Origin of the sequence: Priestia sp. FSL W8-0001 (genome assembly GCF_038050335.1) — a bacterium.
GTDB classification, from domain to species: Bacteria; Bacillota; Bacilli; order Bacillales; family Bacillaceae_H; genus Priestia; species Priestia flexa.
The window spans coordinates 3,649,650-3,673,508 of the sequence record NZ_JBBPAL010000001.1; the positions used below are offsets into that span (position 1 = coordinate 3,649,650).

At 37.7% G+C, this 23,859-nt stretch carries 26 protein-coding genes; 8 read left to right on the plus strand and 18 right to left on the minus strand.

The window, feature by feature from the left end; translation table 11 throughout:
• Window positions 1-44: 44 nt before the first annotated feature.
• Together MKZ18_RS19250 and MKZ18_RS19255 are read left to right on the plus strand one after the other, a co-directional pair.
• Window positions 45-236: a hypothetical protein gene (locus MKZ18_RS19250; protein WP_025908066.1), complete on the plus strand. Its 192-nt coding sequence runs from the start codon at window positions 45-47 to the stop codon at window positions 234-236.
• A 165-nt stretch (window positions 237-401) separates the two neighbouring features.
• On the plus strand, window positions 402-1,979 hold the full coding sequence (locus tag MKZ18_RS19255; protein ID WP_138116520.1) for an IS1182 family transposase: 1,578 nt from the start codon (window positions 402-404) through the stop codon (window positions 1,977-1,979).
• A gap of 104 nt (window positions 1,980-2,083) precedes the next feature.
• Here MKZ18_RS19255 and MKZ18_RS19260 read toward each other — a convergent pair whose 3' ends face one another.
• The 5 genes from MKZ18_RS19260 to MKZ18_RS19280 form a co-directional block, all read right to left on the minus strand.
• Entirely contained in the window at window positions 2,084-3,412 is a 1,329-nt protein-coding gene (locus MKZ18_RS19260) for a Na+/H+ antiporter family protein (RefSeq protein WP_025908065.1), read from the minus strand.
• A 182-nt stretch (window positions 3,413-3,594) separates the two neighbouring features.
• Window positions 3,595-5,076 (minus strand): leucyl aminopeptidase, encoded by a 1,482-nt coding sequence (locus MKZ18_RS19265; RefSeq protein ID WP_076512343.1) that lies wholly within the window; start codon window positions 5,074-5,076, stop codon window positions 3,595-3,597.
• 336 nt (window positions 5,077-5,412) lie between these two features.
• Window positions 5,413-6,030: a 3D domain-containing protein gene (locus MKZ18_RS19270; RefSeq protein WP_025908063.1), complete on the minus strand. Its 618-nt coding sequence runs from the start codon at window positions 6,028-6,030 to the stop codon at window positions 5,413-5,415.
• Window positions 6,031-6,146: 116 nt separating this feature from the next.
• On the minus strand, window positions 6,147-6,470 hold the full coding sequence (locus MKZ18_RS19275; RefSeq protein ID WP_025908062.1) for a YuiB family protein: 324 nt from the start codon (window positions 6,468-6,470) through the stop codon (window positions 6,147-6,149).
• Window positions 6,471-6,596: 126 nt separating this feature from the next.
• Window positions 6,597-7,811 carry an NAD(P)/FAD-dependent oxidoreductase gene (locus tag MKZ18_RS19280; RefSeq protein WP_078989145.1) on the minus strand — a complete coding sequence of 405 codons (1,215 nt, stop codon included), beginning with the start codon at window positions 7,809-7,811 and terminating at the stop codon, window positions 6,597-6,599.
• A 466-nt stretch (window positions 7,812-8,277) separates the two neighbouring features.
• Here MKZ18_RS19280 and MKZ18_RS19285 point away from each other — a divergent pair, with 466 nt between their 5' ends.
• Window positions 8,278-9,270 carry an NAD(P)/FAD-dependent oxidoreductase gene (locus MKZ18_RS19285; protein WP_078989144.1) on the plus strand — a complete coding sequence of 331 codons (993 nt, stop codon included), beginning with the start codon at window positions 8,278-8,280 and terminating at the stop codon, window positions 9,268-9,270.
• A gap of 26 nt (window positions 9,271-9,296) precedes the next feature.
• Here the strand turns inward: MKZ18_RS19285 and MKZ18_RS19290 are convergent, their stop codons facing one another.
• The 3 genes from MKZ18_RS19290 to dapF form a co-directional block, all read right to left on the minus strand.
• Window positions 9,297-9,749 carry a hypothetical protein gene (locus tag MKZ18_RS19290; RefSeq protein ID WP_025908059.1) on the minus strand — a complete coding sequence of 151 codons (453 nt, stop codon included), beginning with the start codon at window positions 9,747-9,749 and terminating at the stop codon, window positions 9,297-9,299.
• 636 nt (window positions 9,750-10,385) lie between these two features.
• Window positions 10,386-10,751 carry a HesB/IscA family protein gene (locus tag MKZ18_RS19295; protein ID WP_025909407.1) on the minus strand — a complete coding sequence of 122 codons (366 nt, stop codon included), beginning with the start codon at window positions 10,749-10,751 and terminating at the stop codon, window positions 10,386-10,388.
• A gap of 73 nt (window positions 10,752-10,824) precedes the next feature.
• Window positions 10,825-11,679, minus strand: a complete 855-nt coding sequence (dapF, locus tag MKZ18_RS19300) for a diaminopimelate epimerase (protein WP_025909408.1) — start codon at window positions 11,677-11,679, stop codon at window positions 10,825-10,827.
• 212 nt (window positions 11,680-11,891) lie between these two features.
• On the opposite strand from dapF, the gene MKZ18_RS19305 reads away from it, so the two are divergent.
• Window positions 11,892-12,569: a DUF2225 domain-containing protein gene (locus MKZ18_RS19305; RefSeq protein ID WP_251385236.1), complete on the plus strand. Its 678-nt coding sequence runs from the start codon at window positions 11,892-11,894 to the stop codon at window positions 12,567-12,569.
• 344 nt (window positions 12,570-12,913) lie between these two features.
• Here MKZ18_RS19305 and MKZ18_RS19310 read toward each other — a convergent pair whose 3' ends face one another.
• Window positions 12,914-13,153, minus strand: a complete 240-nt coding sequence (locus MKZ18_RS19310) for a YuzB family protein (protein WP_025909409.1) — start codon at window positions 13,151-13,153, stop codon at window positions 12,914-12,916.
• A gap of 298 nt (window positions 13,154-13,451) precedes the next feature.
• Here MKZ18_RS19310 and MKZ18_RS19315 point away from each other — a divergent pair, with 298 nt between their 5' ends.
• Entirely contained in the window at window positions 13,452-14,519 is a 1,068-nt protein-coding gene (locus MKZ18_RS19315; protein WP_100346655.1) for an NAD(P)/FAD-dependent oxidoreductase, read from the plus strand.
• A gap of 26 nt (window positions 14,520-14,545) precedes the next feature.
• Here the strand turns inward: MKZ18_RS19315 and MKZ18_RS19320 are convergent, their stop codons facing one another.
• Complete coding sequence (locus tag MKZ18_RS19320) at window positions 14,546-14,875, minus strand: YuzD family protein (RefSeq protein WP_025909411.1); 330 nt, start codon at window positions 14,873-14,875, stop codon at window positions 14,546-14,548.
• Between the two features lie 195 nt (window positions 14,876-15,070).
• On the opposite strand from MKZ18_RS19320, the gene MKZ18_RS19325 reads away from it, so the two are divergent.
• Window positions 15,071-15,307, plus strand: coding sequence for a NifU family protein (locus MKZ18_RS19325; protein ID WP_025909412.1), 237 nt, complete (start codon window positions 15,071-15,073; stop codon window positions 15,305-15,307).
• Window positions 15,308-15,355: 48 nt separating this feature from the next.
• On the opposite strand, the gene thrB is transcribed toward MKZ18_RS19325, so the two are convergent.
• The 5 genes from thrB to yutH form a co-directional block, all read right to left on the minus strand.
• A complete protein-coding gene (thrB, locus tag MKZ18_RS19330) occupies window positions 15,356-16,270 on the minus strand; it encodes a homoserine kinase (RefSeq protein ID WP_061785054.1) in 915 nt (304 codons plus the stop codon).
• Window positions 16,264-17,325: a threonine synthase gene (thrC, locus tag MKZ18_RS19335; RefSeq protein ID WP_239429381.1), complete on the minus strand. Its 1,062-nt coding sequence runs from the start codon at window positions 17,323-17,325 to the stop codon at window positions 16,264-16,266. The genes thrB and thrC overlap by 7 nt, the downstream gene beginning before the upstream one ends.
• Window positions 17,325-18,626 carry a homoserine dehydrogenase gene (locus tag MKZ18_RS19340; protein ID WP_025909414.1) on the minus strand — a complete coding sequence of 434 codons (1,302 nt, stop codon included), beginning with the start codon at window positions 18,624-18,626 and terminating at the stop codon, window positions 17,325-17,327. Before MKZ18_RS19340 ends, thrC begins: the two co-directional genes overlap by 1 nt.
• 227 nt (window positions 18,627-18,853) lie before the next feature.
• Window positions 18,854-19,840, minus strand: coding sequence for a 2-hydroxyacid dehydrogenase (locus tag MKZ18_RS19345; protein WP_025909415.1), 987 nt, complete (start codon window positions 19,838-19,840; stop codon window positions 18,854-18,856).
• Window positions 19,841-19,948: 108 nt separating this feature from the next.
• Window positions 19,949-20,959 (minus strand): spore coat putative kinase YutH, encoded by a 1,011-nt coding sequence (yutH, locus tag MKZ18_RS19350; RefSeq protein WP_163071350.1) that lies wholly within the window; start codon window positions 20,957-20,959, stop codon window positions 19,949-19,951.
• Window positions 20,960-21,227: 268 nt separating this feature from the next.
• Between yutH and MKZ18_RS19355 the strand changes: the two genes are divergently transcribed.
• Entirely contained in the window at window positions 21,228-21,701 is a 474-nt protein-coding gene (locus tag MKZ18_RS19355; protein WP_076512354.1) for a phosphatidylglycerophosphatase A family protein, read from the plus strand.
• Between the two features lie 42 nt (window positions 21,702-21,743).
• Here MKZ18_RS19355 and MKZ18_RS19360 read toward each other — a convergent pair whose 3' ends face one another.
• Together MKZ18_RS19360 and MKZ18_RS19365 are read right to left on the minus strand one after the other, a co-directional pair.
• Window positions 21,744-22,514, minus strand: coding sequence for a TIGR01457 family HAD-type hydrolase (locus tag MKZ18_RS19360; RefSeq protein WP_025909418.1), 771 nt, complete (start codon window positions 22,512-22,514; stop codon window positions 21,744-21,746).
• Window positions 22,515-22,640: 126 nt separating this feature from the next.
• Entirely contained in the window at window positions 22,641-23,078 is a 438-nt protein-coding gene (locus tag MKZ18_RS19365) for a DUF86 domain-containing protein (RefSeq protein WP_025909419.1), read from the minus strand.
• Between the two features lie 109 nt (window positions 23,079-23,187).
• Here MKZ18_RS19365 and MKZ18_RS19370 point away from each other — a divergent pair, with 109 nt between their 5' ends.
• On the plus strand, window positions 23,188-23,454 hold the full coding sequence (locus MKZ18_RS19370) for a DUF3055 domain-containing protein (RefSeq protein ID WP_025909420.1): 267 nt from the start codon (window positions 23,188-23,190) through the stop codon (window positions 23,452-23,454).
• A gap of 44 nt (window positions 23,455-23,498) precedes the next feature.
• Here MKZ18_RS19370 and MKZ18_RS19375 read toward each other — a convergent pair whose 3' ends face one another.
• Window positions 23,499-23,774, minus strand: a complete 276-nt coding sequence (locus MKZ18_RS19375) for a YutD family protein (RefSeq protein WP_025909421.1) — start codon at window positions 23,772-23,774, stop codon at window positions 23,499-23,501.
• Window positions 23,775-23,859: the final 85 nt, after the last annotated feature.

Here is a 23,859-nt window from a genome sequence, read left to right on the forward strand (position 1 = left end):
CAAATACTACATAAGGATTCTAAATTACAAAGGAGGTACATACCATGCAAAAAAATGCTAGAGGATTTGTGCAAGATTCATGCACATCATTAACAGCTGCTAAGACTAGCCTAGAGCAAGCTCTTCAAACTGTTGAAAAAGGTTCAAATCGTGAGCGTATTGAGCAGTCTTTACAGGCTGTTGAAGCTGCATTAGGTCAATGTGATTCAACAGCTTCAACACTATCACAAGTTTAAATAAAAGAAGAGGCTGGGACAAAACCCTCCTCTGAACCGAAAAAGCCGGTGAAATTTTACGACGAGTAAAATTTCACCGGCTTTGTTTATTTTTACATTAAAATAAGGACCACTTCTGATAAAATAAAGTTACCATACAAAATCTTATCGGAAAGAAGGGTCCTTATGTTTAAAGATTATAACATGAATCAAGTGGTTTTGCCTTTAGATTTAGAAATAAAATTACAAGAAAATGATATTGCCTTCGCCGTTCACCATCTCGTTGAACATATTCCAGATGAAGCCTTTGCCGGCTTCTTACAGAAAACGGGGTGTCCTGCTTACCATCCACGCATGATGATGAAAATCATTTTATGTGCCTACACACAGTCAGTTTTTTCAGGAAGAAAAATTGAAGCGCTTCTCAAAGATAGTATACGTATGATGTGGCTAGCTCAAGGTTACGAACCGAGCTATCGGACAATCAATCGATTTCGTGTTCACCCAGAAGTTCAAGTGCTTCTTCGTGAGTGCTTTGTCCAGTTTCGATGTCAGCTTATTCAAGAGAACGAGATTGATAATGAAGCAATCTTCATTGATGGAACGAAGATTGAAGCAAATGCCAATAAGTTCACATTTGTCTGGCGCAAATCAATCGAAAAGTATAGTGCGAGCCTCTTGGAGAAATCAACCCAGCTGTATGACGAACTAGTAGAAAGAGAAATTATTCCACAGATCGAACGAGAAAGTTCGGACGAACTTTCTGTTGAAGAATTATCTCTAATCACTAAAAAATTAGAAGAAAAGGTTGAAGAGTTGACAAAAGAAATTGAAGCAAGTGAAGATGCCGATGAACGAAAACAACTGCGATCAAGCAGAAAAGAACCGAAGAAAGCGTATAAGCAATTTCAAGACTTTGTGAAACGTAAGTTAAAGTATGAAAAAGACATGGAGATTTTTAACGAACGGAATAGTTATTCAAAAACAGATCATGATGCCACGTTTATGCGTATGAAGGATGACTACATGAAGAATGGCCAACTGAAGGCGGGGTATAATGTGCAAATTGCGACAGAAGGTCAATATACACTTGCTTACGATGTCTTTTCAAATCCAACGGACACACGAACACTTTGTCCGTTTCTTGACGCAATTGAACATCACTACTTCGAACTCCCAGACTATATTGTCGCAGATGCGGGATATGGAAGTGAAGAGAATTACCTCGATGTGCAGAACAGAAAGCGTACGCCTCTTATCACATATAGTATGTATCGAAAAGAGAAGAAAAAACGCGTTAAGAATGACCCATTTCAGACAGCGAATTGGGATTATCATGAAGAAGATGATTCCTTTACTTGTCCCAACGGGAATAAGTTGACGTTTCGTTACAAATCGCATCGCACAGACCGTTACGGATTTACAAGGTTATTCAATGTGTACGAATGTGAAGACTGTTCAGGTTGTCCTTTTCGTTCACAATGTACGAAGGCGAAGGAAGGAAAGAACCGAAGAATCCATTATAACGAAAAGTGGGAACAACAAAAGAAAAGCATTCAACAGCTGCTTTCAGAAGAAAAAACGGGTAAAATCTACGGAAAACGTAAGATTGACGTAGAACCAGTTTTTGGATATCTGAAGGCTAATTTGCGTTTCACTCGAATGTCCGTAAGAGGCAAAGAGAACGTGAAAAACGAATTAGGGTTTGCGTTCATGGCGGTGAATGTACGAAAGTACATCGCCTCCAGCGTAAAATGTGCATAGACCAATCAAACAGATCAACAAAAAAGGGTTCTCATCATCAAAATGCGATGATGAGAACCCTTTTTCATTATTTTTGGCTAGTTATGTCCCAGCCTCTTCTTTCTTTATAGTACAAGTGCAGCAATCCATCCAAAAATAATTAACGGAATGTTATAGTGTAAAAAAGTTGGCACACATGTATCCCAAATATGATTATGCTGACGGTCTACGGATAAACCTGAAGTCGGCCCTAACGTGCTATCTGAAGCAGGAGAACCTGCATCCCCCAACGCACCCGCTGTTCCAATAACTGAAATAGTTGCCAACGGACTGAGACCTAATTCTAAACAAAGTGGCACGAAAATTGTAGCAATGATTGGAATCGTTGAAAATGATGAGCCGATTCCCATCGTAACCAATAAACCAATTACAAGCATTAACAAAATTCCTAGTACTTGATTGCCCCCGATTAAATTAACAGAACCTTGAACAAGGGTTTCTACGTCTCCCGTTTCTTGAATTACTTTAGCGAAACCTGAAGCTGACAGCATAACAAATCCAATAAATGCCATCATACGCATACCATCAGTTAAAACCGTATCCGCTTCGTTCCATTTCACAACACCGCTTAGGTATACTACGATAATGCCTGCAAGTGAACCAAAAATCATGGAGTCTAATGGAATTTGCACCGCTAGTGCAACAAAAATAGCTATTAATGAAATGATAATACCTTTTCTTGTATACGAAAGTCCATTATCGCTAGTTTCTTCGTTCACTGTTAGCTTACTATCTTTATAAACACGGGGCTTACGATATGAAATAAAGACCGCTACAAGCAAGCCAATAACCATTCCTAACGCAGGCAACGCCATTGCTTTAACGATATCACCGTCGTGTACAACTAAACCATTCTCTTGTACGTTTGTTGCAAGAATATCATGATAGATTTTCCCAAACCCTGCTGGTAGAAGCATGTATGGTGTCACTAATCCAAACGTGATGACAGTTGCAACAAGACGACGATCGATTTCGAGTTGATTAAATACTGTTAACAACGGTGGAATTAGCAATGGAATAAACGCAATGTGTACAGGAATTACGTTTTGTGAAAAGCATGAAATAATCAAGATAATTAATAAAATAAGTACTTTAGAAAGTGCTTTTCTTTTTGTATCTCCTTCGCGTCCAACAATCTTTAGTGCAACTGCTACTACTGCGTTGGGAAGACCTGTTCTTGAAATTACAACAGCAAACGCTCCGAGCAGTCCATAGCTTAAAGCTACAGATGCACTATTTCCTAAACCTTCTGTATATATATTGACTGTATCTGTTAAGCTAATTCCTCCAACAAGTCCTCCGATGAGAGCACCGATAGCTAGAGAGAAAACAACGTTAATACGAAGTAAACTCAGCACAAGCATAACAGCTACAGCTACTAAAACTGCATTCATTTTGAAACCTCCGTACTTTAGTGTGTTAAACAATTAGAGAATTAAAACAATACACTCATTATAATACCTCACACTCAAATGTCAATGGGAAATCTAAACAAACGTTTGATTAAACCGTTTTCTTATACAAAAAGCATGGATGAATGAATCATCCACGCTTTTATTGTCCACTATAATATTGTTTAAAAATCATGAATTAATTGAGCTAATGTACGTACCATAACGCCTGTTGCACCAGAAGGACCATACGAACTAGCGCCGTTTGTTGTAGCCGTTCCAGCAATGTCCAAGTGAATCCACGGGGTGTTTTCCGCAAATTCTAATAGGAAGGTTCCTGCCATAATCGCATGTCCTTCTCGTCCTGGTGAGTTGTTCAAATCCGCTACTTTACTGCTTCTCACCTTCTTTTTATCTTTTTCTGCGATAGGCAGTTGCCAAATCATCTCACCAGTCTGTTGACTTGCATCCTTTAGCTTCTCATAAAAAGCGGAATCATTCGTCATTGCACCTGTTGTATGTGTTCCTAAAGCTACAATAACACCACCTGTTAACGTTGCTACATCAACTAAATAGGAAGCTCCATGGTGTTTAGCATACGTTATGGCATCTGCTAGAGCCAGTCGTCCTTCTGCATCTGTATTCAATACTTCAATAGTTTTTCCGCTCATAGCTGTAATCACATCATCTGGCTTAAATGCCGTTGCGCTAATTACGTTATCCGTAGATGGAATGACCATTACAACGTTTTGCTTTGGTTTTGTTTCACCAATCACTTCCATTGCTCCTAACACCGATGCCGCTCCGCCCATATCCGTCTTCATCCCAACAATCCCGGATTTTGACTTGATTGAGTAGCCACCTGTATCGAAGGTAATACCTTTTCCTACTAGGCCGATAACATCCTTCCACTCACTTTTCCCTTGATATTTTAATGTAATCATTTTAGGAGGTTCAGTAGATCCTTGGTTAACGGCGAGTAAAGCTCCCATCCCTAACGTTTCCATCTCTTCTTTTTCAAGAATTTCGCATTCAAACCCATACTTATCGGCTAATTTTTGAGCATAATCAGCTAAATCTGTTGCCGTTAGCATATTACTTGGTAAATTTACGAGCGTACGGGCTGAATTTGTAGCTTTACCATACACATAACCGCGCTCAAAAGCACTCTCGATATTATTAGAAGCAATGATATTTATTTTTTCAAGCTGAACGCTTGGTAGATTCGAGCGCTTCTTATAATGTTCAAATTCATATGTAGATAGCTGACTCATTTCACCTAATAAGCGTGCAGACATTTCTTCACTAATAACAGAGGTTGTAAAAGTAGAAAGTGCAATAGTCACTTCTGTTAACTGACTTACCTTAATACGTTGAAAGAGCTTTCCATATGCTTCTTTTAAGGTTTCCTCTGTCAGTCCGCTGTTTCTACCTAAACCGATAAAGATTAGACGCTTCGCTCCTATCTTGTTAAACGTTGGAATAACTGAAACCTGCTTTTCATTAACGTTAATGTCCCCTGCTTTTACAAGCTGTGAAAGATAGCCATCAAACATCCCATTGATTTCTTCTAGAGGTCCTTCAAATGAATCATTTTTATGAAAAACACCTACTACTAGCGCTTCTGTTTCCCTTTCTAAATTTAGATTAGTATGTAACTGAAACATCTATAATCATCCTTTCATGTTCGAATCTCTTAAAAGCTACAGAGCTCTTTATATGTAACATTGTCTCATGAAAAAATAAAAATAACGAGTACATTCATTTATGTCTAATTTATAGCAACCAAAATAAAGAGTTTGGGACATAACAAAATGATTGCTTCTAAAAGACGAACACTAGCTGTTCCCATCTCTTTCCCGCAGGAGTCGAGTGTCCTACGCTCCATTCCACCCTGTTTCCAACATTGTTTTCACAATCAACCAAAAAACCTGAACGATTAAAAGTTATGAACTCTCAATCGTTCAGGTATACTAGAGGCTGAACTACTTATGTCTCAGTCTCTAGCGAACTGAATTAACTTTTTGCCTAAATACCTGCATCGATTTGTTTTCATTAAGCGCGGTTAACTGTTGTTCAGACAAGGTTCCCTTCCCTTTTTCAACTACGTACACGCTAAGCTCCTTTTTACCCCACATCTCGTAAACATCATCTACTGTTTCAAAATATAAATCTAAATGATTACCTTTAATTGCTCCACCTTTATCCGCTACGACACCATATCCGTATCCAGGAATAAATAAAATCGTACCAATTGGAAATATTGATAAGTCTGCAGCGATTGTCGAATATAAGTCTCGTTTTACTTTTACACCTGAATATGTGATTCCGTAACTTGGATCTGTAGGATTTTTACCTGTTGATTCATATCCTGCTGTATACCCTGTCGCTAATACGATATGACTTGGGTAAGCTGACCAATCAAAAGCTTCTTCAATTTCTAATGCTTCCTTCTCAGAAGCATTCACTCGAAGACTATGATTAACAGTTGTAGAATCAGCCCATAACAGACTTTTAAACAAGACGGTAACGGGTACTCCTGTGACAGCTTCATAGGTTGTCAGCAATGCCCCTACAACAAGTAAAGACATGACAATACGCTTTATTAGTGTTTTAATCATTTGACTCTTTCCAACTCCTCCCACGAATCTATTTGTTTCCAAAGGAAAGTCAAATTATGCGTAGAAAGAGCAAAAACCCCTTTCTCATGAGAAGGAGTTCTTTCAATAATACATGCTTAAAACATTTGGTATCCTCTTACTCTAAGCATTTTGATTGCTACCCCTGCCATAAGAGCACCTAGAAAACCAGATAGCAAAATCACGATATCTGCAGTTGCTAATGACAGAAATCGTTCACCTAGCTGAGCCACTGATGCTAACGGCTCTTGGACATATTTGGCTGCTCGTACTTCATCCACAATCAAAATCACAATAATTGGGTACGTAATTGCCATAATCCACGACATTCTTAAGAGCATATTCAATAAGAAACCGATTCCAAAAAACAAAACAAAAAATAACAGCATCGAAATAATTAATTCTGGTACACTCATTGCCATTTTGACCCATCTCCCCGTCCTTCTTTCTTTAAGTGTACTTAAGTCCACAAACAGCGTCAATAACAGAATTTTTCGTTTATTACACATAAAAAAGGAGATTCCCCAGAATCTCCTTTCACCAATTTATTAGAAGAAATTAAATTTCCCTTTTTTAAGAACTAAACCTGCTCCACCCTGTAGGAATAAAGAGCGGTTATCAACAACTTTTTTCATAAATGATGCGCTTGAACCAAATAATTTACGGCCATACACAACTCCAATTGCATCATCATGTCCTAAAGAACATACCGTACCTTTTAGATCTGCTTTAAATTCTTTAAGCTCTTTTTCGCCACGAATTAAGCGTGCGATATTTTCTGCACATGTTTCACCCTGCTGCATAGCTACCTGAGCTGTTGGTGGGTAAGGACGGTCGTTTTCAGGATTGATCATAAACGAGCAGTCTCCTACGATAAATACATCCTCATGGCCTGGCGCTAACAGAGAGTTGCTTACCTTAACGCGACAACGGTTATTTTCAAACCCTGCTTTTTCAATAATATGACTTCCTCGAACCCCGGCTGCCCATACAACGGTTGCTGATTTAATTTCTTCAACTTGATCATCTTTTTCAACTAAGATGCCTTCTTCTGTACATTCCTTGATTGCTGTACCGATTTTGAATTCGACACCTTTTCTCTCAAGTTGTGTCACCGCATATTCAACCAGTTCTGGATCAAAACCTGGTAAAGCCGTTGGTGCAGCTTCTACACAGATAATGCGGACTTTTTCGCGTGGAATATCAAATTCTTTACATAGCTGAGGAACGCGGTTTGCCAACTCACCAACAAACTCAATTCCAGTAAATCCTGCACCGCCAACAACGATTGTTAATAACTCATCGCGCTTTACAGGTTCATTATTGTACGTTGCAAATACGTAATCAATATGTTCGCGAATTTGACGTGCAGCATTAATATTAGCAATTGAGAATGCATATTCTTTTAACCCTTTAATTCCGAAGGTTTCAGATTCATACCCTAATCCAACAACTAGATAATCATACTCGAGTTCACTGTTTTCTAAAATAACACGTTTTTCTGCAGTATTAATGTCCATTACAGTGTCTTTTACAAAGTTTACTTTTCCCGTATTAATTAAACTTTTCACTGGAAACCTTGAACGGTCGTGATGTAATGTACCTGCTGAAACCTCATGTAACCATGTTGTTTCATAATGGTAATCATTTTTATTAACGAGCGTAATCTCCGCGTCGTTGGTACCTAATTTCTTTTGTAAATGAACGGTTGTCATAATCCCACCGTAGCCAGCACCTAAGACAACAATTTTTGGCTTTTTCATTGAATGGTCATCCACCTTTTTTAGTTTAGAGTTATCAAATATTTGTGTTAAAAGTCATAAAGTTATAAATAAGGTCTACTTTTTTATGTTAGTGTAAACAAGAAAAGCTGTTACTATCCATTTCTTTTCCCGGTTTTACCTTATTGTATTCCATATAGTTTGTGAATCATTTCACGTAAGATGACGTACTAAAACCTTACTGAAACGATATTATATCTAGAAACATATTATGCTTTTTTAAGCTATTTTTCAATACCTATTCATTGATTTATAAGCTTTTTAATTTTCACTCTCTTCACTATAATGGAAATTTTATTAAATTGTTTTCTTCTTTTTCCATATGTATGAAAAGGGTTAAAAAGTTTTCTTTCTTCGTCAGTACTTTATAATAAATTTTTATCTTTTAATTGTGCTATCATAACAGTAGACTTCTTTAACCTAAATTAACGAATGAGGTGACTAAATCATGAAAGAAGATAAACAAGTATACGATATCACCATTATTGGTGGCGGTCCTACAGGCCTATTTACTGCATTTTACGGTGGAATGCGCCAAGCTAGTGTAAAAATTATTGAGAGCCTACCTCAATTAGGAGGCCAACTTTCCGCTTTATACCCTGAAAAATATATTTATGATGTTGCTGGATTCCCAAAAATTCGTGCACAAGAGCTTGTTAATAATTTAAAAGAACAAATGAAGCAGTTTAACCCAACTGTTGCGCTAGAACAAGCAGTTGAAAAAGTAGAAAAGCAAGCGGACGGTGTTTTTCGATTGACGACTAATTCAGAAGTTCATTATTCAAAAACAATTATTATCACAGCTGGAAACGGTGCTTTTAAACCTCGTAAAATCGAGCTAGAGAATGCAGAGCAATTTGAGAAAGCAAACTTACATTATTTCGTTGATGATATGAATGTGTTTAAAGGACGCAAGGTATTAGTATGTGGCGGCGGTGATTCTGCAGTAGATTGGTCATTAATGCTTGAACCAATTGCAGAGCAAGTTACTCTGACACACAGACGTGATAAATTCCGTGCGCACGAGCACAGCGTAGAACAATTAAAAAACTCCAAAGTGGATATTAAAACACCATACATCCCCGTAGAATTTATTGGTGAAGATCGAATTACACAAGTCGTTCTTGAAAATACCAAAGGTGAAGAAAAAATTGTGGTAGATGTTGATGACGTCATTGTGAACTTTGGCTTTGTTTCATCGCTAGGTCCAATTAAAGAATGGGAGTTAGAATTAGAAAAGAATACAATTGTCGTTAACTCCAAGCAAGAAACAAATATTCCTGGAATTTATGCAGCTGGAGATATTTGTACATATGAAGGAAAGGTGAAACTAATTGTTGCTGGATTCGGCGAAGGCCCTACGGCCGTTAACAATGCAAAAGCATACATTGATCCAAAAGCTCGCCTACAGCCAATGCATAGTACATCAATGTTTTCTTAATAAAAAAGCGAATGACCATTGAATGGTTATTCGCTTTTTTTTAGGGCTTCCGCTAGTACATGTAGTCCTTTTTTATCTTTCGTCTTTAACTTAACCTCATATTTAAACTCTTCTGGATGAATTAGATTTGTTGATACCTCATAGTTCTTCAACCTACTTATATAATCGTGATACGGCAACAGGTTAAACGGCGATCCCACACTTTGAAAAATCAGCTGTGCCGCTTCTTGTTCTTGAGTATCTGAATATAGAATTGCTAACTGTTTGTTGGAATCTAAAAGTAGGGGTGTAGTCTTTATTGGCAATGATGTGGGGATATGTTGGATAAAAATCATTGATTCAATTTTATCTTGCTTCTGAGATTTCATCGGAATAAACCATGCAGTTAGTTGTTGAATCATTTGCATTAAGCGATTTTTTCTAAAAAAAGCCCCGTAGCTATAAGCATTTGTTCGTAGTGTATTGTTTTCTTCTACCAAACTTCGCACCTCCTTAAAAGCCAGTCTAAATAAAATCGGATTTTATATGTAAAATTATAAATAATTCTGATAATTAAGTCAATTAAAATAACATATCAAGTTATGTTTTGTCACATTCATTTCATTTTATACCTTATTCATTGTAAATATACTTGTTGCTTTTCATATAATGCGTCAGAACTTCTAACAATCATATAGAAAACGAACCCTTTTATATATATGATAAGGTCAAATCATAAATCTTACGTTAAAAATTGAAATAGATAAGGTGATGTTATTTATGCAAAGCCAAAATACCCAAATAAAAAGAGTTTGGGACATAACAAAATGATGGCTTCTAAAAGACGAACACTAGCTGTTCCCATCTCTTTGGTTTGTCTCAACCCGTTCGTTCCATTGCGCTACGGCCACTCGCTTTCCGCGGGGAGGAACCTGAGCTTCCTCGCTGCGCTGCGGGATCTCCGTTTTCCCTCTCTTTCCCGCAGGAGTCGAGTGTCCTACGCTCCATTCCACCCTGTTTCCAACATTGTTTTCACAATCAACAAAAAACCTGAACGATTAAAAGTTATGAACTCTCAATCGTTCAGGTATAGTAAGGACTGAACTACTTATGTCTCAGTCTCTTTTAGCACCTTATTAACACTCTTCCGGTGTACCAGCGTTCGCTGCCGTGCGGAATGAAGATCCACAGCCGCATGATGCAATGGCATTTGGATTATCAATTGTAAATCCTCCACCAAGCATAGACTGCTTATAATCAATCTTAACTCCTTTTAAAATCGGCACACTTTCTTTATCAACAAGAATTTGAATGCCATGTTGCTCAAACTGCATATCGTCTTCACTAACTTCGTGTGCGAAGCCCATTCCGTATGATAAACCTGAACAGCCTCCTCCGTTAATCGTTACGCGAAGGTAAGCATTCTCTTCTTCATGTTCTTTCATCATATCTTTTATTTGAAAGCTAGCCGCTTCTGTAATTTCTAGGATATCTTGACTCATAGTTAGATGACCTCCTTTTACCTATAAGTATACGCTGTGAGTACATGATGAACAACTACTCTGCTTTCAGTTCTTAATAGTAATAAACGCCATCACAAATAACAACTGCTGGACCTTTCATTAGTACATGGTTATTTTCTTTCCATGTAATGGTTAAGTCTCCACCCGCCAAGTGAACAATTGTGGGAGTATTTTTTTGCGTAAGATTATTTAAAACAGAAGAAACAACTGCTGCACATGCACCGGTTCCACAAGCTTGCGTTACACCTGAACCTCTTTCCCAAACGCGAAAATGCATTTCTGATTCATTCATAATCTCTACAAATTCAACATTTACACCTTCCGGAAAACGTGGATCCTTTTCAACCACTGGTCCTAATGTATGAAGAGGTGCTTTTTCAATATTTTCTACATAAAATACAACATGAGGATTTCCCATCGATACAGCTGTACCTATAAGCTCTTCGCCACCGAACTCCATTTTCTCTGACACGATGCTGTTACCTTCAAATCCAAGCATTGGAACTTCAGCTGGCTTTAATTTTGGTTTCCCCATATCAATTGTTACTTCATTTACTTTTTTATCCTGCAAATGAACAGTCGCATGGACAAGACCTGATAATGTTTCAATTGTAAACTCTTCTGTTTCTACTAAATTATGCTCATATGCATACTTAGCTACACATCTTAAGCCATTCCCACAATTTTTTGCTTCTGAACCATCGTTGTTAAATACGCGCATTTTAACATTCCCTTTAGTAGAAGGACAAATTAGAATCATCCCATCTGACCCGATGCCCGTATAGACGTTTGATACCTTAATAGCAACAGAAGCTAAATCTTCTTCCGCAATATGCTCTTCAAATAGATTGACGTAGATATAATTATTTCCAAGCGCGTGCATTTTTGTAAAAGCAAATTTTTTCATTTAATCACCCATTATTTTTTAGTATGGTCTTAGTATAAAATCATTCAATGTAGGAAACAATAAGAACATCCCCCGTTTCCCAACTCTTTAGCCAAAATGGTTAAGGAGTTTTTATTTTTCTATCACAAACACTACAAAAGACCCAAAACACGAAACGAAAAGTGTATAATATAGTTATAAAGAATCATTGAACTTCAAAAGGAGGAAATGAATTGGAAACCCTACATCCTCTTTATGATAAAAAAATCGCTTGTGCTTTGTGTAGCCACAGCTTTTATTCTAAAAAAGTCCGATCTCGCTTTTTAAAGGCTCAAAGATACGATACTGATTTTTTTATTTATTATGAAAACCCAAAGCTGCACCCTATCATATATGATGTCGTAATCTGTCCAAAGTGTGGATATGCGAGTACAGAACAATTCTCAAGACTTTTTCCTCCAGGTAGTGCAAACCAAGTTAAGGAAAAGGTCACAAAAAATTGGAGCTACCAGCCATATGATCAAGAACGAACGTTGCAACAAGCAATAAGTGCTTACAAGCTGGCTATTTATTGTGCCAACATAAAAAAAGAAAAGTCATCTGTACTCGCAAGCCTCACGCTACGAGTAAGCTGGCTATACCGACTGCTTGATGACATCCAACAAGAGAGAGCTTTCGCTTTACATGCATTAAAGTGCTACACCACAGCATATTTAGAAGAAACGTTCCCTTCTAACAGTAACGAAGTTCGATTGTTATATATTATAGGAGAACTAAACTATCGGCTCGGGTTTCAGCAGCAGGCGCTTCTCTATTTTTCAGAAATTATCTATAAACATAAAAATCATCCCGATCGCAAAACATTTGAGCGAACTAAAGAAAGATGGCATGAGATTCGTAGCATATCATAGCAAAACAGAAGAGTTTGGGACATAACAAAATGATTGCTTCTAAGAGACGAACAATAGCTGTTCCAATCTTTTTGGTTTGTCTGAACACGTTCGTTCCATTGCGCTACGGCCACTCGCTTTCCGCGGGGAGGAACCTGAGCTTCCTCGCTGCGCTGCGGGATCTCCGTTTTCCCTCTCTTTCCCGCAGGAGTCGAGTGTCCTACGCTCCATTCCACCCTGTTTCCAACATTGTTTTCACAATCAACCAAAAAACCTGAACGATTAAAAGTGAGAAACTCTCAATCGTTCAGGTTTATCATTGGCTGAATTACTTATGTCCCAGCCTCTTCTACTTTTACTCTATATTAAAACATTGGGTTCTCTTCCAAATGTGTGTAGATAGCTGCTACTAATTCTTCTGGTGTGTCAGCAGCTACAACATCCCCGTTTACTAAAGCAAAAGGAGACCGTGCACACTTTCCACAATAACCCAAACATCCATACTCAACAATATCTAAATTCGGATCTTTTTCTAACTCTTCCAACGCAAGCTGAGAACCGCTAGCTAAATTGCTGATACAAAATTCAATAATTGGTTGAATCACTATTCTCACCTCTCTACTAATTGTTTATCCTACCTTGTTTTTAAAAAGACGTCAAATATCCAAACTGCATGCTGATAAGGAAATTATGTTGAAACATATTGTGGTTTTTATTCAATTTAGTTATACTTTTATGTGAATACAAACAAAACAGGTTATATTAAATTATTATTTAAGTAAAATATGCTATGCAAAATCGAATGCGATTGACGTATCGGTTTCGTTTTGTATGCCTATATGTTTTAAGCAATTCAATTAGTATAGAGAGAATAAAATGTCTAAACGTAAAGGGGAAATCCAGATGAAGAACCTTGTGATACTCGGTGGAGGATATGGTGGTATGCGTGTCCTACAGCGACTTTTGCCAAATCAATTGCCAGAGGATGTACATGTAACATTGGTTGATAAAGCACCTTATCACTCATTAAAGACTGAATTCTACGCGTTAGCGGCTGGAACCATTTCAGATCAGCACGTTCGCGTTTCTTTCCCAGAGCATCCTCGTTTATCTATTCGCTATGGCTTCATTACAAACATTGATCTTGAAAATAACCAAGTTCACCTTGAAGACAACGAAGTCCTCCATTATGATGATCTAATTATCGGACTAGGGTGTGAAGATAAATATCACGGCGTGCCGGGCGCACCGGAGCATACATACAGCATTCAAACAATCGACGCTTCTCGCGCTACATATCAAGCGTTAAACAATTTACCTGCTCATGCAACCGTATCGATTGTCGGAGCTGGTCTTAGCGGTGTTGAATTAGCTAGTGAGTTAAAAGAAAGCCGTTCTGATTTAAATATCATGCTATTCGATAGAGGAAAATTAATTTTATCTTCATTCCCAGAACGTTTGAGCAATTATGTTCAAGACTGGTTCACTTCTAACGGTATTGAAATTGTGAACAACGCCAATATCACGAGAGTAGAACAGAATACTCTATACAATCATGATGAACCAATTAAAAGCGATGCGATTGTGTGGACAGCCGGCATTCAACCAAACAAGGTCGTTAGGGATTTAAACGTTGAGAAAGACACTCAGGGTCGCGTAGTCTTAACAAAATATCATAATCTGCCTAACAATGAGAATGTCTATGTATTGGGAGACTGTGCTAGCTTACCACATGCTCCTAGTGCTCAACTAGCTGAGGGGCAAGCAGAGCAGATTGTTCAAGTGTTAACAGCACGATGGAAGAATGAAGAGCTACCTACTGAGTTACCAACGATTAAACTTAAAGGCGTATTAGGCTCTTTAGGAAAAAAACACGGATTCGGATTAGTAAACGATCGCGCAATTACGGGTCGAGTTGCTCGCTTATTAAAGTCAGGTATTTTATGGATGTATAAATACCATAACGGTTAATAAAAAAACGCCTAAAAGGCGTTTTTTTATGCAGACACAAATCCATATTTCTCTAATTCTTCAAAAATACGCTTTAGCTTTGGATTCCCTTCTCCAACAATCTCATTGTTAATTAGAATAACTGGATAAAACAAATCTTCATCAATTACTTTTTGCGAGAACTCCTGTTTCTCTTTTTCATCCACAGGTGGGTTATAAATATCGATATAACGTATGTTAAATGATTCATTCGGGTATTTTCGACTAAGCGCCGCCTCAAGCCACTCCTGTGTGTCTTTTGAAGATGGTAAATTCACGCAGCTTGCACAAATAATTTCTGCTCCATATACACAAATCTCAACGTTGTTTTTTTCCATATTTGTTCCCCCTATTCCCATGCTATGGCTCTTTCAATAAAGAAAGCTTCCACTCTATCTTATCTTTATTGTACACAAAAACTATTTAAAGAACATCGTTTTTCAAGTTGAACGAACGTAATCAAAGATTCTTGAATAGATTTTTTATGTAAGAGCGTTTATAATGTAACTAGAGAAGGAAAGGAGTCGATAATCATGGCTGAAATGGAAATGCATGAACAAGTACAAGAAGTATTAGATAAGCTTCGTCCATTTTTACTTCGCGATGGTGGAGATTGTGAATTAGTCGACGTTGAAGATGGCATTGTAAAATTACGTCTTCTAGGCGCTTGTGGCAGCTGCCCAAGTTCAACAATCACGCTAAAAGCAGGTATTGAACGTGCTCTTTTAGAAGAAGTACCTGGTGTTGTAGAAGTTGAACAAGTTTTCTAATGATCCCTTATATAACAAACCCTCAAGCGATGCTTGAGGGTTTTTGCTTTAGTTTGTTACGACCTGAGCGTCTACATATACACCTTTTGTATCAATACCTACTACGTCAACTTCACAATGAGATAATTTTATAGCTAAATGCTTAGCAATGTCTTTTCCTTTTCCAATAGGTGCTAAGCATAATACACTTGGCCCCGCTCCGCTCAGCACTGTTCCGTAAGCTCCTAACCTTTTAGCTTCTACTCTCGCAATGGCTAGCTCTGGTACCAATTTTGTTCGATAAAGCTCATGGTATAAATCTTTTTCCATAAATGTTCCTACCGCTTCAAAATCACGATTCATCAGTGCAGACACAAGCATATTCCCAATTGCTCCGGCTTCTACTGCTGTTCGATAATCAATTACCTTCGGCAAAGCATTACGGGCATCAGCTGTTTTTAATTCGTATCTCGGAATAATCATTATTACTTCAGCTTGTAAGTTGGGAATATGATTGATATACGTTTCATCTTCATGATGATATCCAATCACGACGCCTCCATAAATAGAAGGACTTACGTTATCCGGGTGACCTTCCATTAGGCTGCTAATTCGCAGCTTGTCTTTTTGCGATAAATTAAGCTTAGCAAGCTGATTAGCAAGTTCAATACCTGCAACAATTGCAGAAGCACTGCTTCCAAGCCCCCTAGCTAACGGTATATCGCTTGAGACATACACTTTTGCTGCTGGAAGAGTTACTTCATATTGCTTTGCTACATCTTCGGCAACCTGATACATTAAGTTGTCCTTGCCTGTTGGTATTCCTTCAACATCAGCTGTCTTTGGTACAAATACCCACTGTTCAGCTGGCTCCACTGTTAAAATCAAGTAGCGCCCAAGAGCGATTCCAATGGAATCAAACCCGGGCCCTAAATTAGCAGAGCTCGCTGGCACTGTGATTTTAAAGCGGTCAAAAGTTAACATGAAGCGACAACACCTTCAATATATTCAAACACTTTTTCTTCTTCATTTGGCAATACAACTGGCTTAACATCATGTGCGTCAATTGCTACGTTCGGATCTTTTAATCCATTTCCAGTTAGCACTGCTACTACTGTTGAACCTTTGGCAATTTTCCCTAATTTTACGTCTTTTATTACACCAGCGATTGATGCACAAGACCCAGGCTCTGCAAAAACACCTTCTCTTCTAGCAATTAAGCGATATGCATCTAAAATTTGCTCATCCGTCACTTCATCAATTTTGCCTTTTGATTCATTAGCTGCATTTACCGCATAATCCCAGCTTGCTGGATTACCGATACGAATTGCTGTTGCAATTGTCTCTGGATTTTCAATTACTTCGTTTCGAACGATTGCTGCTGCTCCTTCAGCTTCAAAACCGTGCATAAGAGGCAGACCGCTCTGATTACGCTCATTATACTCTTTGAAACCTTTCCAATATGCTGTAATATTCCCGGCGTTCCCAACAGGAATTGCTAAAACGTCAGGTGCCTTTCCTAACTGTTCACAGATTTCAAAAGCTGCGGTTTTTTGCCCCTCAATTCGGTAAGGGTTCACAGAGTTTACAAGAGATACAGGTGCTGTTTCACTAAGCTTTCGAACCATTGAAAGTGCTTGATCAAAGTTTCCTTCAATTGCTACAATTTCTGCTCCGTACATAACAGCTTGAGCGAGCTTACCCATTGCAATTTTTCCGTTTGGAATAACAACGATACAGCGCATGCCTGCACGTGACGCATAAGCTGCTGCTGCTGCAGACGTATTACCAGTAGATGCACAAATGACTGTGTTACTTCCTTCTTCTTTTGCTTTTGCAACGGCCATGACCATACCTCGGTCTTTAAATGAACCTGTAGGGTTTAAACCTTCTACTTTTACATGCAAGTTAATGCCAAGTTCTTCCGATAAATATGGAAGATGAATAAGCGGCGTATTTCCTTCATGTAGTGTTAACATTGGTGTTTCTTCTGTTACTGGCAAGAACTCTTTATATTGGTGTAATAAACCTTTCCACATTATACGATGCCAACTCCCTCTACTCGATAACTGCTTTTTACGTTTTCAACGATTGGTAAGTCTCTTAATTGTTGTAAAATTTCTTCATAGTCTTTTTGAGATGTTTTATGTGTTACAACAACGATCTCTGCAAGTTCGCTTCCTGTAACCGGTAATTGAATAATTTTTTCAAAGCTTACGCCGCGTTCAGAAAATAATGTTGTTAATTTGGCAAATGCGCCTACCTGATCTTTTACGTGAATACGTAAGAAGTGTTTAGAAAACTTTTGGTCTTCTGTTTTCAACTGTTTTGGGAATTGAGGCGTTACGGCACTCTTTCCATTGACCCCTAATCTCAAGTTTTTCATCACGCCCACAAGATCCGATACAACTGCAGTTGCTGTCGGTAAACTACCCGCTCCAGGACCATAAAACATTGTTTCTCCAACCGCTTCTCCATACACATAAACCGCATTGTACTCATCGCTAACTGATGCTAATGGATGTGTATCCGCTAATAACGTTGGCTGAACACTTACTTCGACGTTGTCTCCGTCTCGATGCGCGTATCCAATTAATTTCACTGTATATCCTAATTGTTTACTATATTGTAAATCTTCTTCCGTTACTTCCGTAATACCTTGAACCTGCACATCATCAAGGTCAATTTTCATTGAGAAACCAAGCGTAGCTAGAATCGCCATTTTTCTTGCTGCATCCAAGCCTCCAACATCAGAAGTAGGGTCTGCTTCTGCATAACCTAGTTCTTGTGCTTCTTTTAGCACTTCTTCATATGCGCTTCCTTCTTTTGTCATCTTTGTTAAGATAAAGTTTGTTGTACCATTTACAATTCCCATCATTTTTGTAATACGATCTGAAGCTAAACCATCTGCAAGTCCACGAAGAATCGGAATTCCTCCAGCAACACTTGCTTCATAAAATAAATCGCAGCCATTTTCTGATGCAACCGTTAATAACTCAGAACCGTAAACTGCCATCAAATCTTTATTTGCTGTTACAACGTGCTTTTTATTACGAAGAGCCGTTAAAATATAGTCTCTTGTTTCCTCAACGCCACCCATAACCTCAATAACAACATCTACATCTGGGTTATGAATGACATCCTCTACGTTTGTTGATAATTTCTCACTACTAATCTCTACATCTCTAACTTTATCAATATTTTTAACTACCACTTTTTTAACCGTTACCGGACAGCCAACTTGGTGACTTAACTTATCCTGGTGATTTTCAATAATTTTAACTACTCCACTACCAACCGTTCCCAACCCTAATAATCCTACTGAAATACTTTTTGTCATATTATTCACCTCTATGTTCTCTTCACGTATACATTTGTTTTCTTATAGTGGACATTATAGACCCTATTTTTCTTTTTTACAAGACTTTACTTTAAATTTATCTCTTTATTCGTTGAATAAAAAGACAAATTTAAATTTTTTAAATATTTCATTTCCTTATCATAACACGTATTTTCTTGTTTTTTAACATACAAAAAGCATTTCTATAAAAGAAATGCTTTTATTCTTTAACCTTGAGGCACAAGCTCTCTATTAATGATGGTAGATGGGAAATGCCCTGCTAAAACAGCTTCTATGTTTTGTACCGCTAATTTAATCATACTTGTGCGTGTTTCTACCGTCGCACTTCCAATGTGAGGTAGTGCCACTACTTTTGGGTGCATGGCTAACGGGTGTGAACCATCAATTGGTTCATTCACAAAGACATCCAGTCCTGCTGCTGCAATCTCCTCTTCATTCAACGCTTTTAACAAAGCGGCTTCGTCCACTACATCACCCCGAGAAACGTTAATAAACATCGCAGATTTCTTCATCTTTTTGAATGCTTCCTCATTAAACATATTTTCAGTTTGTTTTGTTAAAGGTGTTAAGCACACAACAAAGTCAGACTTCTCTAATACATCATCCATTGATGCATATGTAACAGGTAACTTGCTTTCAGCTTGTTCATTTCGAGAACGATTGTGATAAAGGATATTCATATCAAAACCTGCTGCTCTCTTCGCTAGCACTTCACCAATCTTTCCCATCCCAACAATTCCAAGTGTTTTATGATGAATATCTCGACCAGCTAACAAATATGGGCTCCAGCTTGTCCACTTATTTTCTTTAATATGTGCTGAAGCCTCTAAAATATTTCTAGCCGTTGTCATAAGAAGCGTCATAGCTAAATCTGCTGTGGTATCTGAAAGCACATCAGGCGTATTACAAACATAGATTTGACGCTTTGTCGCTGCTTGGATATCAATATTATCAAACCCCACAGCTAGATTCGCAATTACTTTTAAATTAGTGGCTTCCTTTAATAATTCTTCATCTACTCTATCAGATAAAACCGTTAAAAGCCCATGAGCTTTTTTTGCTTTTTCAGTGAGTACATCATGAGGTACCGGGTCTTCTTCTGAATGCCACATCTCTACTTCAGCCACTACGCGTAGTGGCTCCACGAACTTCTCCGGTATATTCCTCGTAATAAAAATAAACGGCTTGTCCATTATCTATCACCTCATTGATTTTTAATTACATAACATGACGCCTTATTGTTTACCGCAATAGGCGTCACGTCGCATTATCTTTATATGTCTTTACTCTACTTATACCACTTAAACACCGCTTGATAACCACCCTACTTCTGGTATATGGTACCGTGAAGTAGAAATTCCAACGGATTGATAAAACTGCTTTAAAAATCGCTCATAATGGGATGAGTGATCTAAGACAGCTTCTAGCTGCTTATAATAGCCTTGCTTTTGTTCTTCGCTTTGAACACTATAATATCCTTCTACCACTTCAAAATAATGCACAGGGAACAACAGTCTCGCATATAGAAGACGCCACGAAAATGATGAGAGTGGGTTAATACGTTCGTATTCACTTAAAAAGTAATGCAACTGATGTGGATTTAGCTCATAGGATGATAAATATTGTTCACGAATATACTCTGCTAAGTCTCTGCTGGGATGATCAAAGACCCAATCCACTGGGAGTTTATAGATATACTGGCTTCCCCAAGTCGTCTGTCCAAATCGGTGATGACAAATTGTAGCTGAGTCTACTGCTCTTGGCAAATCATCAATCTCTGTATCCACTAAATACTGAATGGCATTCTCTGCTAGCCCTAGATAGTATGGAAAGCTTTCGAGAAATTTCTTTTCAACTTCTTGATTAGGCAAAGCTCTCAATCGTCCATACCAAAACTCTTCCATTTGATCTAACCGCTTTTCCCACAATGATTTCCATTGACCTAACCGTTTTGAATGTTCAACTTCATAAGGAAACATTCGACCGCGCTGATGAAATTCTGCTAGCTCTGAACCAATGACAAACTTTTCATTTCGCGGTGCGGCTATCGATCGGCAAATCATAAACTTTAAATCATCTGATTCTGTAATCATATTTCCTTCTAGATTTGGCATAAATGTAGAGATATAACGGTCACCTTGGCTCATGAGAAACTGACTCATTTGATACAACTCGTTCAGCTCATCTTCTTCCACTTGATTTAAATGAATAATCGTATACAAGATGTCTCGATATTGGAAGGCTTGATAAGCGCCCAAAGTCAACAATTCATCAGGGTGTAAACCATAGCCTTCATAAATTGCTTGCTTCACGTACATCCCCTCATTTCATTGATCAAAGTTTTCCCATAAAGAAATTCAATACTTGTCATAATATTTATGCGCAATCGAATAGATTAGAATTACACAATTTATTATGATTTCCTCCGAGTGAGTCATACTAGAAGATGTAATGATATGCTCACCAAATCGTGAAGTACATGATTTACTTCTAAACATATGCTTCTGTATTCCTTTAAGCATTAAAAAATAAAAAGAAATTAGGTGATGATACTTGGAGAAAAAACACGAGCAAAGTGAAATGGAAAAAACAGCAAGAGCGTGGCTAACAAAACGTGGTGTCACAGTAAGAGATATTGCTGATCTTGTTTTTTATCTACAAAAGAAATACCACCCCAATTTAAACATTCAAGAATGTGAGTACAATGTCGAGCGCGTCATCTCAAAACGCGAAGTACAGAATGCAATTCTTACAGGTATTCAACTGGATATTTTAACGGAAAAGAAACAGGTTGAAGAGCCGCTCTTATCAATTTTAGAAAAGGACGAAGGCTTGTATGGCATAGATGAAATCTTAGCCTTATCCATCGTAAACGTGTATGGCTCAATCGGCTTTACAAACTATGGATATATTGATAAGCAAAAGCCAGGGATACTGGAAGAATTAAACGATAAATCGTCTGGAAAATGTCACACATTCCTTGATGATATTGTTGGTGCTATTGCTGCAGCTGCCTCGAGTCGTCTGGCACATCGAGCTGAAAATGTTGAATAAAAAAAGAGAGTGGTTCAATTTGAATCACTCTCTTTTCATTCATTATATTTTATCCATCCATTCTTTTAGGGAATCAACAGCATAAGTTGGCTGCTTATCATACCCCTTAAGTAGCTCTTTTGTTGTTACCCCAGTATGAACTAATAAAGTATCTAATCCTGCTTTCATTCCAGCTAAAATATCTGTATCATAATAATCGCCTACCATAAGAGTGTCTTCTTTCGGTGTTCCAATTACTTCTAACGCTTGCTCCATAATAATACTTTCTGGCTTTCCAATGAAGACTGGTTGTGTTTGAGTAGAAACCGAAACAACCGACGTTATAGAACCGTTTCCTGGAAGTAAGCCTCTTTCTGTTGGAAGTGCAATATCGCCATTTGTCGACACAAAAAATGCACCGTTACGGACGTTTAAACAAGCTTTTGCTAGCTTCTCATATGTAATTTCTTGATCTAAGCCAACGACTACAAAGTCCGTATCTTCATCTTGAATTGTGAACCCTTTTTCAGTAAGCGCATGGCGAATCCCTTCTGCACCAATTACATATACTGTACCGTTGGGTTTACGGTCATGCAAATAATTAGCCGTTGCTTGGCTTGTTGTAAACACTTGATCTTCTGTTGTGGGAATTCCGAAGCTTTCAAGCTTTTCTGCTACTTGAGCAGGTCTTTTTGTTGAATTGTTCGTAACAAATAAATACGGAATACCTTTTTCTTTTAATGCAATGACGAAATCACGCGCTTCTGCAATTAATTCTGTTCCTTTATACATCGTTCCATCTAAATCAATTAAATAGCCTTTATATTGCTTCATAGCTGCCTCCTACTAATTCATTCGATAATAAAAACGCCTTCTTTATTATAAGAAAGCAGATAGAGTTACAATGCGATAATAGCTTATTTTTCCTAAAATCACAAATCAGCTCACAGTTCTTTCACGCTAATTACGGAAAGCTGAAACAGGTCCTAATTCATTTTCTAGATATGTACGAATTCGAGTTGGGAATTGACTTAAAACCTCTTTGTTCTCTTGAACAACATGTATCACTTCATCATGTTTAACATCTAAATAATCTTGTACAAGGACTTTTCGCAAATTAATTACTGCTTTTAAGCCCTGTTCTTCCGAAGTTTCTACTACCTTCTCATCCATAAGAATATCAATGATATCATCATAGCTTCCAGGATCTCTCATAATGAATCCATCAATCATTGCATTACCGACATCTAAAACGTTTTCAATTAAGAGGTGAACAACTCTTTCTAACGCTTTTTTCTCGATAGTACTTTCCCACTTAGATTGTTCAGAAAAAACAACTAGGTGCTGCTCATAAAAACGTAGTATATGTTCAATCTTTTGACGATCTACAAAGTACATGATGTTTCCTCCTAACGCTTCGCTTATAAAATTTTCTAGCAGGCTTCTCCCCACTTTTCTTTTTTCATTTGATATGATAAAAGTATGGAAAGAAGGAAGGAGCAAGAGAATGAGCGAACGCTTTTATTTATATGATGATGTAGTTAATACAAAAACTCGATTTGTTAGCTTTATGGGTGAAAATCAACGGTTTGACCTTGCTATCATTCAGTCTGATCGCTATTATGGCAAGCATCTTGTCTTAGATATTCAAGGGGGACGCTTTGCTATTATTGGCTCAGATGATTTAGAGGAACCAAATTATTTAGAGCACATATTTAAGCTTTCAGAAGAAGATGGTCAAGAACTTAGAGAGTTCTTATACGAGGTCATTTAATGAGAAAGGCAGCGGAAAGAAAGTACATCTTCTGCTGACCTTTTTTATTTATTTACTTTTTTCAGTACAAAATACGCACAGCCAAAATTACAATATTCGTGTAAATAATCTTGAATTGTACTTATTTTTGTATCATATGTAGCTTTTTGATTACGGTCATCAAAAAAACCTTTTAAACGCAGCTGATTATAGCCCCAATCGCCTAATATATAGTCGTAGCGACTAAGCACATCAATATATCGACTTCGAAAAGCTTCCTCATCAAACCCTTCTCGTTCTTCTTTGATTACTTCATAGCAAACATTATTAACACAAATCATTGTTTCACCTCTTCTCTTCAAAATTACCATACCACATTTTGAATTTTTTTTCTAAACAATCGTTTGATTAAAAAACATGAAAACC

Bases quoted from the DNA above. Each gene is read 5' to 3' on its own strand.
- MKZ18_RS19340 (WP_025909414.1), bottom strand. From the start codon at position 18,626: ATGACAAAAAGTATTTCAGTAGGATTATTAGGGTTGGGAACGGTTGGT.
- MKZ18_RS19265 (WP_076512343.1), bottom strand. From the start codon at position 5,076: ATGTTTCAGTTACATACTAATCTAAATTTAGAAAGGGAAACAGAAGCG.
- MKZ18_RS19345 (WP_025909415.1), bottom strand. From the start codon at position 19,840: ATGGACAAGCCGTTTATTTTTATTACGAGGAATATACCGGAGAAGTTC.
- thrC (WP_239429381.1), bottom strand. From the start codon at position 17,325: ATGTGGAAAGGTTTATTACACCAATATAAAGAGTTCTTGCCAGTAACA.
- MKZ18_RS19320 (WP_025909411.1), bottom strand. From the start codon at position 14,875: ATGGAAAAAAACAACGTTGAGATTTGTGTATATGGAGCAGAAATTATT.
- MKZ18_RS19375 (WP_025909421.1), bottom strand. From the start codon at position 23,774: ATGATTTGTGTTAATAATGTTTGCTATGAAGTAATCAAAGAAGAACGA.
- MKZ18_RS19260 (WP_025908065.1), bottom strand. From the start codon at position 3,412: ATGAATGCAGTTTTAGTAGCTGTAGCTGTTATGCTTGTGCTGAGTTTA.
- MKZ18_RS19295 (WP_025909407.1), bottom strand. From the start codon at position 10,751: ATGAGTCAAGATATCCTAGAAATTACAGAAGCGGCTAGCTTTCAAATA.
- MKZ18_RS19360 (WP_025909418.1), bottom strand. From the start codon at position 22,514: ATGAAGCAATATAAAGGCTATTTAATTGATTTAGATGGAACGATGTAT.
- MKZ18_RS19280 (WP_078989145.1), bottom strand. From the start codon at position 7,811: ATGAAAAAGCCAAAAATTGTTGTCTTAGGTGCTGGCTACGGTGGGATT.
- MKZ18_RS19285 (WP_078989144.1), top strand. From the start codon at position 8,278: ATGAAAGAAGATAAACAAGTATACGATATCACCATTATTGGTGGCGGT.
- MKZ18_RS19325 (WP_025909412.1), top strand. From the start codon at position 15,071: ATGGCTGAAATGGAAATGCATGAACAAGTACAAGAAGTATTAGATAAG.
- MKZ18_RS19255 (WP_138116520.1), top strand. From the start codon at position 402: ATGTTTAAAGATTATAACATGAATCAAGTGGTTTTGCCTTTAGATTTA.
- MKZ18_RS19275 (WP_025908062.1), bottom strand. From the start codon at position 6,470: ATGGCAATGAGTGTACCAGAATTAATTATTTCGATGCTGTTATTTTTT.
- dapF (WP_025909408.1), bottom strand. From the start codon at position 11,679: ATGAAAAAATTTGCTTTTACAAAAATGCACGCGCTTGGAAATAATTAT.
- thrB (WP_061785054.1), bottom strand. From the start codon at position 16,270: ATGTTAACTTTTGACCGCTTTAAAATCACAGTGCCAGCGAGCTCTGCT.
- MKZ18_RS19250 (WP_025908066.1), top strand. From the start codon at position 45: ATGCAAAAAAATGCTAGAGGATTTGTGCAAGATTCATGCACATCATTA.
- MKZ18_RS19370 (WP_025909420.1), top strand. From the start codon at position 23,188: ATGAGCGAACGCTTTTATTTATATGATGATGTAGTTAATACAAAAACT.
- MKZ18_RS19270 (WP_025908063.1), bottom strand. From the start codon at position 6,030: ATGATTAAAACACTAATAAAGCGTATTGTCATGTCTTTACTTGTTGTA.
- MKZ18_RS19365 (WP_025909419.1), bottom strand. From the start codon at position 23,078: ATGTACTTTGTAGATCGTCAAAAGATTGAACATATACTACGTTTTTAT.
- MKZ18_RS19315 (WP_100346655.1), top strand. From the start codon at position 13,452: ATGAAGAACCTTGTGATACTCGGTGGAGGATATGGTGGTATGCGTGTC.
- MKZ18_RS19355 (WP_076512354.1), top strand. From the start codon at position 21,228: ATGGAAAAAACAGCAAGAGCGTGGCTAACAAAACGTGGTGTCACAGTA.